Origin of the sequence: Enterobacter sp. EC_50 (assembly GCF_019584525.1) — a bacterium.
Lineage (GTDB): Bacteria > Pseudomonadota > Gammaproteobacteria > Enterobacterales > Enterobacteriaceae > Enterobacter > Enterobacter roggenkampii.
The window spans coordinates 172,308-187,108 of sequence record NZ_VDAF01000005.1; the positions used below are offsets into that span (position 1 = coordinate 172,308).

The following is a 14,801-nucleotide window of genomic DNA, read 5'->3' on the forward strand; positions in this document are numbered from 1 at the left end:
ATCACAAGTCTATCCGAGTATAGTGCGCATCCACGGACGCGGGGTGGAGCAGCCTGGTAGCTCGTCGGGCTCATAACCCGAAGGTCGTCGGTTCAAATCCGGCCCCCGCAACCAACACTTCTAAAACAATAAACACCCTTAAGGGTGTTTTTTTGTATCTGTCATTTGTGAATTTGCCGGGCGTAAACCCGGCCAAAAGATCTACCCGCGCCGCGCCAGCGTCGCCCCGTCAGAGAAATACGCACGAATCCCTGCCAGAATCGACTCCGCCACTTCCTGCTGGAATTTTGCCGTCTTGAGCTTACGCTCCTCTTCCACGTTACTGATAAACGCGGTTTCAACCAGGATGGACGGGATATCCGGCGCCTTGAGTACCGCAAACCCGGCCTGTTCAACGCTGTTCTTGTGCAGCTTATTGATGTTGCCCAGCTTGCCCAGCACCGCTTTACCAAACTTCAGGCTGTCGTTAATGGTCAGCGACTGCACCATGTCGAACATGGTGTGGTCAACGTAGCGATCGCCGCTTTTGCTCACGCCACCGATCAGGTCCGAGGCGTTCTGGGTATCCGCAAGATATCTTGCTGCGGTACTGGTCGCGCCTTTGGTTGAGAGCGCAAACACCGACGAGCCGCTTGGCTGACGGCTGGTAAACGCATCCGCATGGATCGAGACGAACAAATCTGCGCGCTGCTTCTGTGCTTTCGCCACCCTGACCTTCAGCGGAATAAAGACGTCTTCATTACGCGTCATATAGGCGCGCATGTTGCCTTCTTTATCAATCAGCGCCTTCAGACGACGGGCAATTTGCAGAACCACGTCTTTTTCACGCGTGCGGTATTTCCCCACCGCACCGGAGTCTTCGCCGCCGTGGCCTGGATCGAGCATGATCACAATCGGACGATCGCGCCCTGCTTTCCCCGGCTGCGGACCGCTTTGCGCCGGAGGAACCTGACGCTGCAGATCGCCTTTGTTGTAATCTTCCAGCAGGGCAAGAAGCGGATCCTGAATATCCGTCGCATTGGCCGGGTAGAGATCCATCACCAGGCGCTCTTTGAACGTCGCGACAGGCGCCAGGGCAAACAGCTGCGGCTTCACGTTCTGCTTCAGTTCAAACACCATGCGCACGGTTTGCGGATCGAACTGCCCGACGCGCGCCGATTTAATAAACGGATCGTCGCCGCGGATCTGCGCCGCCATCCCTTTCAGCACGGAGTTGAGGTTAACGCCTTCGAGATCCACCACCACACGTTCCGGGTTGCTGAGGGCAAATTGCTTATATTTCAGCACGCGATTGGATTCGACCGTCACGCGCGTATAGGTCGACGATGGCCAGACGCGCACCGCCACGACCTGACTGGTGGCGGCAAGACCGACCTGACTGACGCTAAGCAACCACATTGCCCCGGCCCCTTTTAACAAACGGCGGCGGCTTATTGCTGAATTGGATCCCGACATGCTTCTCCCGAGCAAGAACACTGACTGATATACAAAATGTCCAGATTGACCGAAAACTTTAACGAATGACGCATAAACTGTCATCTATAAAAGGGTAAACAATCATACGCTAACGCACGGATTACTTATCATTTTCTGTGGGTCGCGGAAAATTTGCGCTTGCACATGCGGCCACAATCGAATAAAAATACAGAAATTACGAATAAACATTCATTAAGGGTTGTGTCATGGTGAAGGAACGTAGAACCGAACTGGTCCAGGGATTCCGCCATTCTGTTCCCTATATCAACGCCCATCGGGGAAAAACGTTTGTCATCATGCTTGGCGGCGAAGCCATTGAGCATGAAAATTTTTCCAGCATCGTCAATGACATTGGCCTGCTGCACAGCCTGGGGATCCGCCTGGTGGTGGTCTATGGCGCGCGCCCGCAGATCGACGCTAACCTGGCCGCTCACCACCACGAGCCGATTTACCACAAGCATACCCGCGTCACGGATGCCAAAACCCTTGAGCTGGTGAAGCAGGCGGCAGGTCTGCTGCAGCTGGATATCACCGCTCGCCTGTCCATGAGCCTGAACAACACGCCGCTGCAGGGCGCGCATATCAACGTCGTGAGCGGCAACTTCATCATTGCCCAGCCGCTCGGCGTGGACGATGGCGTGGATTACTGCCACAGCGGCCGCATTCGTCGTATTGATGAAGAAGCCATTCACCGCCAGCTGGACAGCGGCGCCATCGTGCTGATGGGCCCGGTCGCCGTTTCGGTGACCGGCGAAAGCTTCAACCTCACTTCAGAAGAGATCGCCACGCAGCTGGCGATCAAGCTGAAGGCGGAAAAAATGATTGGGTTCTGCTCCTCGCAGGGCGTCGTGAATGATGAAGGAACGATCGTGCCGGAACTCTTCCCGAATGAAGCCCAGGCCCGCGTGGAGGCGCTGGAAGCCGAAGGCGATTATCACTCCGGCACGGTCCGCTTCCTGCGTGGCGCCGTGAAGGCCTGCCGCAGCGGCGTGCGTCGTAGCCACCTGATCAGCTATCAGGAAGACGGCGCCCTGCTGCAGGAGCTGTTCTCCCGCGACGGTATTGGTACGCAGATTGTCATGGAGAGCGCGGAGCAGATACGCCGCGCCACCATCAACGACATCGGCGGTATTCTGGAGCTGATCCGCCCGCTGGAACAGCAGGGTATTCTGGTGCGTCGTTCACGCGAGCAGCTGGAGATGGAGATAGACAAATTCACCATTATTCAGCGCGATAACCTGACGATTGCCTGCGCCGCGCTCTATCCGTTCCCGGAAGAGAAGATCGGCGAAATGGCCTGCGTGGCGGTGCATCCTGATTACCGCAGCTCTTCACGCGGTGAAATGCTGCTTGAGCGCGTGGCGGCACAGGCGCGCCAGATGGGGCTGAGCAAGCTGTTCGTCCTGACGACGCGCAGCATTCACTGGTTCCAGGAGCGCGGGTTCACGCCGGTGGATATCGATTCTCTGCCGGAAACGAAGAAAGAGATGTACAACTATCAGCGCCGTTCAAAAGTGCTGATGGCGGACCTGGGATGATACGACGCCCTCACCGTGCGGCGAGGGCTTTCATTCAGAGGGACTCAAATATCGCGCCCAGCCCGCTTCGGCGTTCCGTTCGGGTGGCAATCGCCTGCACCAGCACGCGTTCATCGGTATACAGCGACAGGCGCTGACGCGCGCGCGTAATGGCGGTATAGATCAGCTCGCGGGTAATGACGGGGGAAAGCTGCGTGGGCAGGATCAGCGCCGCGTGGTTAAACTCGGAGCCCTGGGATTTATGCACCGTCATCGCCCAGGCGGTTTCATGCTCGGGCAAACGGCTGGGCTGGAAAGACTTCACGCTCCCGTCCGGCATCTGAAACCAGACGCGCAGCCCCTGGCCGCAGTCGAGCGCAATCCCGATATCCCCGTTAAACAACCCCAGCGCGCTGTCGTTGCGTGAAATCATCACCGGCCGCCCTTCATACCAGCGCGAGTGCGGGGTGCGGTTTATTTTACGCTTTTGCACCAGCAGCTGTTCCAGCCTGTCGTTCAGGCCCCGGACACCAAAGGGACCTTCCCTCAGCGCACAGAGCAGCTGATATTCACCAAACGCGGCAATGACCTGCTCCGGCGAACGCTGCTGTTGTACGCCCGTCAGAAAGTGCTGATACCCCTGCTGGGCATCATCCAGCATCGCCTGATACTCTTCCCCGGTCTGCAGCGATTTTTTCTCAATATCCGTAAAGGTGCCGTCAAACACCGCAGTGGTTGTGCGCCGGTCGCCCCGGTTCACGGCCGCCGCAAGCTGGCCGATACCGGAATCGCTGCCGAAGCGGTAGCTTTTCTGCAGCAGACACAGGCTGTCGCGCAGCGCCCCTGCAAGCGAATGGTTTTCAGAGGTGAGCGAGCATCCGGTGAGACGGGCTAACTCCTGAGCGCGTTCTGCGGTATATCCCAGGCTGGCATAGGTGCAGATATCGCCCAGCACAGCCCCCGCCTCCACGGAGGCAAGCTGGTCGCGATCGCCCAGGAAAATAACGCGCGCGTGCGGCGGTAGGGCATCAATCAAACGCGACATCATCGTCAGGTCAATCATCGACGCTTCATCCACCACCAGCACATCCAGGTGCAGCGGGTTACCGGCGTGGTAGCGCAGACGCTGGCTACCTGGCTGTGCGCCAAGCAAACGGTGCAGCGTGCTGGCTTCATTAGGGAAAAGCGCAAGCTGATCCCCGGTTAGCGGCAGCTTTTGCAGCGCGCCGCCTAACGATTCCGTCAGACGCGCCGCCGCTTTACCGGTGGGGGCCGCCAGGCGAATACGGCACTTTTGCTCACCCGAGAGCTGAATCAGCGCGGCAAGCAGTTTTGCCACGGTGGTCGTTTTCCCGGTGCCCGGTCCGCCTGAAATCACCGAGATCCGACGCGTTAAGGCCACGGCTGCCGCCACTTTCTGCCAGTCTGTCGCCTCGTCAGAGGAAAACAGCGCATCCAGCGTTTGCCGGAGCTGCGTTTCATCGCAGGGAAGCGGGGCGTTGGTCTCGCTGAAGAAGCGCGCCACCGTCAGTTCGTTACGCCACAGCCGGTTAAGATACAAACGCTCGCCGACCAGAATCATTGGCGTCCCGGTATCGGCCCCGCTCACGGCAGGCGAACCGCGTAGTATCGCCTGCCAGTCCACGGCGTCACCCAGCAGCGCGAAACACGCCTGTAAAGCCGGAGGCATTTTCTCATCCACCGCCAGACGCGACAGCGGCAGGCATACGTGCCCCTCCCCCGCGTCTTTGCTCAGAATCGCGGCGGCAAGCATGACGGCAGGCTCCTCGCCTGCCACCATCATGGCAAACTGCACGTCCAGGTGGCGCAGTAATCGTTGTTCAACCGCGTCCAGCAGTAGCGCCTGCATCGTCATGCCATCTCCTCCGTGCCAGCGGCAAACAGGTTATCCATTTTTTCAATCAGTTCCACAGCCGGACGCGTGCTAAAGACGCCGGAACGCGGGTCGTTGGCATCCACGCCGCGCAGGAACAGGTAAATCACGCCGCCAAAATGCGCGTCGTAACGGTAATCGGCAATACGATGGCGCAGGTAACGGTGCAGCGCCAGGGTATAAAGCTGGTACTGCAGATCGTAGCGATGCAGTTGCATAGCCGACGCCATCGCCTGTTGGGTATAGGCTGTGCTGTCTTCGCCCAGCCAGTTCGATTTGTAATCCAGCAGGTAGTAGCGCCCGTCGTGGCGGAAAACCAGGTCGATAAAGCCTTTTAGCATTCCCTGCACCTGGCGGAAGTTCAGCGGCGGGCACCCGGCGGACAGCGGATCGTACTCGCGGATCAGCGCATCAAGCGCCTCGGCCCTGAGCGGGCAGGCGATGGGAAGATAAAACTCCATCTCCACCTGCTTATCTTTGGCGGTCAACTGGCTAAGCGAGATCCCCTGTGCGGTGAGCGGGGCGTGCAAAACCGCGCGGATCCATTCAGTAAGAACCGGCTGCCATTGCGCGTCGTAACCACCGCTCTGTAGCATCTTCAGCACCCACTCTTCGGAAACCGGCTGGGTAAAATCCAGCTCTTCAAACAGGCTGTGTAAAAACGTGCCCGGCGAGGCGCCGCGCGGGAACTGGTGCGGCGTCAGCACCGGCTCAGCGGGTACGCTACCGGCGCCTGCGGCATCCACGTCCAGTTTTGGCATCAGATCCTGCGCAATACTCTGCCCGTGCTGCTGTAAGCCGGAGTAGCTGGTAACGCGCCAGTCGTCGGCAATCGTACGTACCACCCGACGGGCATGGAGATCTGACTCGTGCGGCTCCGGCATGTGCCAGCGGCTGTTGTCGGGCAGCGATGGAATATGCAGGGCAACATGCTCAGTACAAAGCGATTCGATGCACTGGCGCAGGCCCGCCGCGTCTTTGGGTTCACCCTGCTGAATAAGCCGCCCCAGCGCGCTCAGATGAAAATCGCTCTCTCCGCTCTTTTCGCCACGGCGACGGAACAGCGGCGCAACGCCCAGGCTGCAGTGCCAGACCGAGCGGGTCAGCGCCACGTAGAGCAGGCGCAAATCTTCCGCCAGACGTTCGGCCTCTGCCAGCTCAACGCTGGACTCCGCGTTGCTGAGATCGAGCACCGCCTCGAACGACTCGCGATCGTGGTAAAAAGCCTGATCCTGCACGCGGTAATTGGCGATAAACGGCAGCCAGACCAGCGGATATTCCAGGCCTTTCGACTTGTGGATGGTGACGATCTGCACCAGATGTTTATCACTCTCGAGGCGCATCTGCTGGCTGGAGGAATTGCTGTTCGGATCGGCAATCTGCTGCGCCAGCCAGCGCACCAGGGCATGCTCGCTCTCCAGCTGCGTACCCGCCTCCTGCAAGAGTTCGCTGATGTGTAAAATATCGGTCAAACGCCGCTCGCCACCTGCGGTAGCCAGCATATTCTCGGCAATGTGGCGCTGAGCCATGAGCTCGCGCACCATCGCCATCACCCCGCGCTTCTGCCATCTTTCCCGGTAGTGGACAAATTCCTCCACCACGGCATCCCACGCGGCTTCGTCATTGTTGAGGGTATCAATATCGCGCGCGTTCAGTCCGAGCATCGCGCTGGCTAATGCGCTGCGCAGCGTGCTTTCCCGCTCCGGGGCCAGCACGGCCTGCAGCAGCCATAACATCTCCTGCGCCTCCAGCGTTTCAAAGACGCTGTCACGGTTCGAGAGGTAGACGGAGGGGATATTCAGTAACGTCAGGGCGTCGCGGATGAATGCGGCCTCCTGACGGCTGCGCACCAGCACCGTAATATCCGATGCCTTTACCGGGGTGGGGTTATCCCCCTTCCACAGCAGCGCCTCGCCCCGCGCTCCCGCACTGAGCCAGTCACGGATTTGCGCAGCACAGTGCTGGGCCATGGCATTTTGATAGTCGGCAACGCCGCAGCCTTCCCCATCCAGCAGCCAGAAGTTCATGGCAGGCTGCGTCACGCCGTTAAACTCGAAGCGCAACGAGGCATTTTTCGGGGCAAATTTTACCGGCTGAAACGGGATCTCACGGAACATAAACGCCGTATCCATGCGGCTAAACAGCGCGTTGACGCTTTCCACCATGCCGGGGGAGGAGCGCCAGTTGGTATCGAGCGTGTAGTGCGCGGCAACCTCGCTGCGTGCCTTCATGTAGGTAAAAATATCCGCACCGCGGAAGGCGTAGATGGCCTGTTTCGGATCGCCGATTAACAGCAGCGCGGTGTCGGGCTGCTGGCGCCAGATACGGCGGAAAATGCGGTACTGCTGAGGGTCGGTGTCCTGGAATTCGTCTATCATCGCCACCGGGAAGCGGGTGCGAATCGCGGCGGCAAGCGCTTCACCATTTTCACTGCACAGCGCCGCATCCAGGCGGCTCAGCATATCGTCGAAACCCAGTTCACCCCGGCGGCGTTTCTCGCGCGCCACGGCTTCACGAATTTCGGTCATGGCGCGAGCGATCATCAGATCGTTGAGCGTGAGGGGCTCCGCCAGCAGGGTTTCAATCGCCACAAACAGGGGATGCTCAGGCACAATGCCGTCGGCTTTGGTCCGCTCAGTCAGGAAACGTTGGGAGAATTTCTCCAGCGCGTCCGGGAGCTGATAGCCCCGCGTCTCTTCCTGCGCCCAGGCGCTGATCTTATCGATCCATTTAGCCTGATTGCCACGGTTGAACTTGCGACGGTCAATCCCGGAATTTTCGATGATGGCGTCAATCTCGCCGACTGACTCCATCCATTTTTGCTTGATGTCCGCAATTTTCGCGATGATTTTTTCATGCCGCGAGGCCAGGGTTTCATCTGCCGGCGGCGGGGATTTGATGACCGGCGCTTCCCCCTGCAGATAACGATCGATCGCGCGCAGCAGCGCCTCCGGGCCTTTCCAGAGCGCGTGTACCGCTTCGGCAATATCGCGCTGTAAGGGGTAGCAGTGGCGACGCCAGAAATCCGCGCAGGCCTGATAGCGAAGCACGGACTCATCTTCAATGAGCTGCTGTTCGAACAGCATACCGGACTCGAAGGCATTCAGGCTCAGCATGCGCTGGCAAAAACCGTGAATGGTAAAGACGGACGCTTCGTCCATCTGCCGTCCAGCGAGCAGCAGCCACTGGGCTGCCTGCTGCTTATCGGCAATCTCTTCCAGAAGGCTGGCGTAGAGGGGGTTATCCGTGCTCTGACGCAGACAGGCGATGCGCAGCTCGTGGATATTGGTACGAATACGGCCCCGCAGCTCCGCGGTAGCGGCCTCGGTGAAGGTGACCACCAGCAGCTCTTCCACGCTCAAAGGGCGTGGAAAAGCGGCGTTGCCGCCAAGGCCTAACAGCAGGCGCAGATAGAGGGCGGCAATGGTGAAGGTTTTTCCCGTTCCCGCTGAGGCTTCAATCAATCGTTCACCCTGCAGAGGTAAACGTAAGGGATCAAGGGACTCAGCGGTATCGGTCATTCTTTCTTACTCCAGGGCATAGATTGCTGCAGCGCGCTGACGTTCTTCCAGACTTTCCAGCCTTTCGGGTTTACGTACTCCGTTTTCCCGTTCTGGCTACCGGAAACCTGAGACAGGATGGTGATTCCCTGCGGCTTAATGACCGCCTGATGGAAGAAGTCGGCAACCTTCTGCGGCGTCAGCTGTTTTATCTCGGCCACTACTTTATCACGCGAATCAAATTTCAGATTACCGCGATCGAAATCTTTGCTCAGCTGCGAGGCTTCTTCACCCAGCGTCTGCGGCGGCTGCATCACCTGCGCGATGACGGCCTGCTGGATCTGGGCAAACTCTTCCGGCTTCATGGCACGCAGTTTTGCTTCCACCTGCGGGAAGAAAGCCTGGTAACGCTGCCAGAGATACGCCGGTTGTTTATCGCTGCTTTGCAGCAGGAAACCCAGCCCCCACTGACGACCGACGTTCATGGAGAAGGCAAACACCGCGTAGCCAAGCTGCTCCTCTGTGCGTAACTGGTTATAGAACCACGGCTGAATAATCTGTCCCAGCACGGCGCTCTGCGCTGAACTGGCGAATTCATCGTAGCCCGTTGGCACAAAGACCGCGGCCAGCGCGGAATCCGTGCTGTTACCCGCTTTTTCAAAGATCACATTCTGCTTTTTCTCAACCAGCACGTCCTGGTTGCGGCACCACTCGTCGCCTTTAGAGCCGAGCTGAGTGCGAACATTCTGCGCCAGGGTTTTGGCCTGCTCCTCACTCATGTTGCCAACGATCAGGAACTCCGGACGCGTGTTGGTTTTCAGCGCGTCGCGGTACGCGAGCACGTCTTTTAAGGAGATGGAAGGCAGCAGCGCGCGGCGATCCTCACGCTGGAAATAAGGAACCTGAGACAGCATTTGCGCTGGCATAAGCGCCAGATCGTAAGCCTTGCCCTTCTCGGCAGAATCCATCATCTGCGCATACCAGGATTTAGCCTGCTCAAGCTGCTCTTCCGTCGGCGTGTAGCTGAAGTAGCCCTCCAGCAGGGCCTGGAACAGCTGAGGCAAGCGCTGGGTGTAGCCGTTTGCATTAAGCATCAAACCGTTATTGGCGTTGGTGGAGAAGCTGATCCCGCCCACGGCGGCCTGGTTGCTGAGCTGATCGAGCGCGATACCGGCGAGATAGTCATTGAGCGCGAACATCACCTGATTTTTGGCGCTGTTCATGGCTTTCGGGTTACGCAGCACCACGCTGACATCGGCCTTTGGCTCGCTGGCAAAATAGCGGCTTGGGGTGTACACGACGCGCAGCGTGGGCTCATCAATGATGAGTTCCGGATGCGGGTAATCTTTCGTCGTTTTGATCAGCGAGAAGTCATCCGGAATATAGGGGTTCAGCTCCGGCAGCTTCAACGCAATCTCACCGGCCTTCTTCTGCCAGTCGGCGAAGGTCTGGGCGCTGATTTTATCCACCTGATAAGGGGCATCGACAAAGTACGCCGTCTTGTTATGCGGTTCGTTCGGGCTGATGTACCAGATGCGGGCATTCTCCGGCGTCATCATCGCCAGGCGGTCTTTTAACGCCCCGGCATCATACCGGTCGGCAATATTCACCGCGTCGAGTGTATGTTCCACCGGCACGCGGATCATGGTGTCCGCCAGCCACTCCACATAATCCATGTCGCGGGTGATGGACGGGTAGCGGAAATCGAGATCCAGCACGTGCGCGAGTTCATCAAAATAGCGCTTATCGACGCCTTTCTCACGCAGTAAGGAGAGGTAGCTAAAGATAGCCGCTACGACTTCATCACGGTTGGCCTGTCCTTTGTCAGTCAGGGTCGCGGAGATCGCCAGCACGCCGCTATTGCCGTTCACAACCGGATCGGAGTCGGCGCGAATGCCTTCCGCCAGCCCCTGCTTTTGCAGCCAGTCAAACAGCGTACCCGGGCTACGGTTACCAATCAGATAGGTGACCAGCTCATCGGTTTTACTGCGAAACTGTGCCGTGTTGTTATCAATGCGGAATTCCACGCGCAGCACTTTGCGCGGCATGGCAGGAACGTAGTGGATCACGATGCCTTTTTGCGCGTCCGTGACCACCGGAACGGTTATTTGCGGCAGGTCGATATTTTTATTCGGCACCCGGCCAAAGGTTTTGGCCGCCATGGCTGCCAGCTCCGGCAACGGTTTATTGCTGTAGATGACCGCTTTCATCAGGTTGGCGGAGTAGTATTTATCGCGAAACGCGTGCAGGGCATCCAGCACCGGGCTGTTCGGTTTGTCGCTCAAGGTTTCCAGGTTACCACCGGAGAAACGCGAGCCCGGGTGCGCCGGGTTGATGGTTTCGGCGCTGACCTGCGCCATGCGCATACCGTCTCGGGTGCGGGCCATGGTCAGCTCGGCATTCACCGCATTGCGTTCACGCTCGGCGTATTTTTTATCCAGCAACGGCGCGGCGATGGAATCAGCGAGGCGATCGACCGCCCCTTCCAGCGCATCATTTTCGACTTCGAGATAAAAGGCCGTGCGGTACGGTGCCGTACTGGCATTGTGGCTGCCGCCATGCATCTTCAGAAATTCGGACAGGCTATCTGGCTGCGGGTATTTTTTTGACCCCATCAGCGTCATATGTTCCAGATAGTGTGCAAGCCCTGGATGAGCGTCAGGATCTTCCAGCGACCCAACCGGCACCACTAATGCCGACAGGGATTTCACCGCCTGCGGGTCGGAAACCAGCAGCACGGTCATCCCGTTATCAAGGCGAATAGCCTGATATTGACGGGTATCTTTTTCGCTCTTACGGATAGTTTCCTGAACGGGTTGCCAACCGGAGTCTGCGTGAGTGACGGGCGCCCAAAGGGCAATAAACAAAACAAACGCTTTAAACAAGGTGCTGCCTGGCATTACGACCTCTTTATCACGGCTACATCATTAACAAACTGCGTGCTGGACACGCCAACATCTCTTTCTTTGGGTACATCAGTCCGTGATAAGAAGTGCATCATAAATGAACACCTTTATCTGCGCAATTTTTATACAGCACTCAGGACTGATTAAATCTAAACAACGGCAACAGGTAGCGCTGCGCCTCTTCCGTGATCGCCTCAAAGTATTCTGGCTCAAGCGCTCGCCACAAACGCTGATACCAGACATCCTCACCTTCACCCCGCACCATCATGTTTCCTTCATAGGCCTGCATAAACTTACTGCGCGCTTTCTGGAGCGAAGCCTCATCCGTTAACATCGCATCATTCTGCGCGTCATAACAGGCTTTTATCCAGGCGCCGCCACTTTCCGGTAGTAACAGGAGCGGTTTGTTCATTCCCTGACGGTAGCCTTCAATGTACAAAGACAGATAACCTAACGCCTGCTCGGCTTCCATCGGCGGGAAGCGCCATTCGCCCTCTTTGCGCACGAAAATGCGGCTTTCGCCTTTATGCCCACCCGCACTGTAGACAAGATGTTCCAGCCAGAGTTGCAATCCTTGCGAAACGCTTAGCATTGAGGGCCGCCAGCGCAGCAGCCCATCCGGCTGTACCTGGGTTAACCAGCCCGTGAGCTGTACCCCGTTGCAGTTGAGATCAATTTCAATACTTTTCCCCGGCTGTCGGCACGCTCTTACGCGCTCTGCCAGAGCGGTCATCTCCTGGCACTGCGCCTCCCAGACGATCTCCCCAAACGCTCCGTAGGGCAGCTGACCCGCAGCACGGTAGCGACGGTAAAGTTTGTCCGCATCTTCCTCTTCAACCAGCGCATTCAGCAGCTGCAGGTTTAACTGGTAGCGCTCCAGACCTTCCAGCGTAAACGGTTCTGCATCAGGAATTTCACTCTCTTCAGAGCGGAAGTTGACCTGCAGTCGCTGCTGGAAGAAGGCGCGCACCGGATGTGCCCAAAACCGCTGAAGCTGCTCGAAGGTCAGGGTGTCGATGGGGCGCGGGTCAAGTTTCTGAATGAAATCAGTATGCGCATTCCCCTCTTTTTTCGCCGCCGGTAACCACTCATGGGCATAGCTCTGGCGCTCGCCGGCAATATAGTTCACCGGGTCAAACGGCATGCGGCTGTGGAAACAGGTGATATGGGCTTTCACCCTCTGCTCGCTTTCATCACAGTTGCGCTCTTCATCTCCCGGCAGGTAGTGGCTCTGGCCGATATAGTCCACCAGCTCCTGCACCAGTACGGAGGGGAAACGCTCGCTGTTGTCCTGAATAGAACGGCCGATATAGCTGATATAGAGCTTGCTCTGCGCGGAAATGAGCGCTTCAAGGAAGAGGTAGCGGTCATCATCGCGGCGGCTACGATCGCCCCGTTTTGGGTTTGCGCTCATTAAGTCGAACCCCAGCGGCGGCAGCGCGCGCGGATACACACCGTCGTTCATGCCAAGCAGGCAGACCACCCTGAACGGGATAGAACGCATGGGCATCAGGGTGCAGATATTGACAGGACCCGCCAGGAAACGCTGGCTGATTCGCTCCTGGTCAAGCCGCTGCGTCAGCTCATCACGCAACAGCGACAGCGGGATGGCCTCGTGATAGTGGGAATTCACGCCTTCGTCGATGATAGCCTGCCACTGGGTTTCAATGAGCGCCATCGCCGCTTCGGTGTCATTGTCCGGCAGGAAGAAATCATTGAGTAACGCCCTGCAGACCGGGAGCCATTCTTCAAGTGGACGCGGCTGCAACAGCGCATATCGCCAGCGATTAAGCTGCATTAATAGCGATGCTAAATGCCCCACCAGTTCAGCAATTAACCCGCTGGACTCATCATAAGGCAGCACCTCATTCCACTCGCCCTGGCTACTTTCCATGGCGTAGCCCAACAGCATACGCGTCAGGCCAAATCGCCAGGTGTGCTGTCCGGTTGCGGGAAGCTCGAACTCCTGAACGTTATCGTCATCGATCCCCCAGCGCACGCCAGACTCATTCACCCACTGACGAAGGTAGCGCAGACCCTCTTCATTAATGTTGAAGCGTGCGGCCAGCACGGGAACATCCAGCAACGCCAGGACATCTTCGGAGATAAACCGGCTATCCGGCAGTGACAGCAGAGTGATAAACGCCTGCAATACCGGATGCGACTGGCGGGCACGACGGTCAGAAATCGCGTAAGGCAGGTACCGTTCCCCCGTCGCGCTGCCAAAGACGGCCTGAATAAAGGGACTGTAGGTGTCGATATCCGCCACCATCACCACGATATCGCGTGGCGTCAGATCGGGATCCTCCTGCAGCATCGCCAGCAGCTGGTCGTGAAGCACTTCGACCTCACGCTGCGGGCTGTGGCAAACGTGGATCGTGACGCTGCGATCGTCAGGATCCAGTTTTCGCTTATTGTCGCTGCGTTCGAACTCGTTCGCCGTCACGCCCATGACGGCGCGGTTTTCCAGATCCAGAATATCTAACTGAATATTATGCAGCAGGCAGTCCGGGGCGATCTCAACAAAGGCATCCACATCACCTTCACCTGAGGAAGTGATGTCTGAAAGCATGTGAATGTAGTCACGCCCCAGCTTCCCCCACGAGGCAAGCAGCGGATTGGGCAGGTTCTGGATACCGTCTTCATCGAAAAGCTGCCCGGCCGTCGAGCCGTCTTTAAACAGCGGGATGGATCGTTCTTCAAAAAGGCGTTTTCGTTGGCGAGTTACCAGCCGTGCAAGCCAGCGTTCGTCGAGAATATCCCCCCAATACTGTCGGCAAGGGTTGGTAAACAAAATATGAATATCAATATGTTTACCCAGCGCATTCAGCGCCTTCAGATAGACAGGGGGTAATGCGGATATCCCGCAGATAAAAACGCGTGACGGCAGTCGGGCCGGGCGTTCCGACCCATTTTCAAGTATCGAGATAAACCGATCGTAGAGATTGGCACGGTGCCACTTAGGCTGGCCCAGTCTCTCGGTATGCTCCACAAGCGCTTTCCACAGCGGGGCCTGCCATATTTGCGCCTCCGGCAGGCCTTCAACCAACTCGCCCGCTTCCCAACGAATTAACCAGTCGGAGCGGTAAACAAGGTATTGGTCGTAGAGATCGGCAGTGCGCGACGCCAGCTGGAACAGCTTGCGCTTGTCGGTATCGTCATTGAGGTAGTGGCGCAGCATGGCAAATTCATCGTGCTGCAGCATTTCCGGCAGCAGCGCCATCAGCTTCCAGCTCATGGCCTGCTTGTTGAAGGCGCTCTGCTCCGGGATATCCGGCAACACGCGGACAAACATCTCCCAGATGAAGCTCGCCGGCAGCGGAAAATCAATATTCGCGGCAATACCAAATTTGCGGGAAAGCGACATTTGCAGCCACTGCGCCATACCGGTGCTCTGCACCAGCACCATTTCAGGCTCAAAAGGATCGTCAAGCCGCTCGCGCTCAACGATAAACTCCATCAGTGCTTCCAGCACATCCAGACGATTTGAGTGGTAGACCCTTAACAT

6 protein-coding genes and 1 tRNA gene are annotated in these 14,801 nt (G+C 57.7%); 2 read left to right on the plus strand and 5 right to left on the minus strand.

Going from position 1 to position 14,801, the window contains the following annotated elements:
• The first annotated feature begins 37 nt into the window (after positions 1-37).
• Positions 38-114 (plus strand) — tRNA-Met (locus FHC48_RS06435).
• Positions 115-201: 87 nt separating this feature from the next.
• Here FHC48_RS06435 and amiC read toward each other — a convergent pair.
• The gene (amiC, locus tag FHC48_RS06440) at positions 202-1,455 is read right to left on the minus strand and encodes an N-acetylmuramoyl-L-alanine amidase AmiC (RefSeq protein ID WP_021242006.1); all 1,254 of its coding nucleotides are present in this window, start codon (positions 1,453-1,455) and stop codon (positions 202-204) included.
• 227 nt (positions 1,456-1,682) lie between these two features.
• Between amiC and argA the strand changes: the two genes are divergently transcribed.
• A complete protein-coding gene (gene argA / locus FHC48_RS06445; protein WP_008499655.1) occupies positions 1,683-3,014 on the plus strand; it encodes an amino-acid N-acetyltransferase in 1,332 nt (443 codons plus the stop codon).
• Positions 3,015-3,048: 34 nt separating this feature from the next.
• On the opposite strand, the gene recD is transcribed toward argA, so the two are convergent.
• The 4 genes from recD to recC form a co-directional block, all read right to left on the minus strand.
• Positions 3,049-4,869: an exodeoxyribonuclease V subunit alpha gene (gene recD / locus FHC48_RS06450; protein ID WP_059362100.1), complete on the minus strand. Its 1,821-nt coding sequence runs from the start codon at positions 4,867-4,869 to the stop codon at positions 3,049-3,051.
• Positions 4,866-8,408 (minus strand): exodeoxyribonuclease V subunit beta, encoded by a 3,543-nt coding sequence (recB, locus tag FHC48_RS06455; RefSeq protein WP_220420516.1) that lies wholly within the window; start codon positions 8,406-8,408, stop codon positions 4,866-4,868. Before recB ends, recD begins: the two co-directional genes overlap by 4 nt.
• A complete protein-coding gene (gene ptrA / locus FHC48_RS06460; protein ID WP_059362104.1) occupies positions 8,405-11,287 on the minus strand; it encodes a pitrilysin in 2,883 nt (960 codons plus the stop codon). Before ptrA ends, recB begins: the two co-directional genes overlap by 4 nt.
• A 139-nt stretch (positions 11,288-11,426) precedes the next feature.
• Entirely contained in the window at positions 11,427-14,801 is a 3,375-nt protein-coding gene (recC, locus tag FHC48_RS06465; protein WP_059362106.1) for an exodeoxyribonuclease V subunit gamma, read from the minus strand.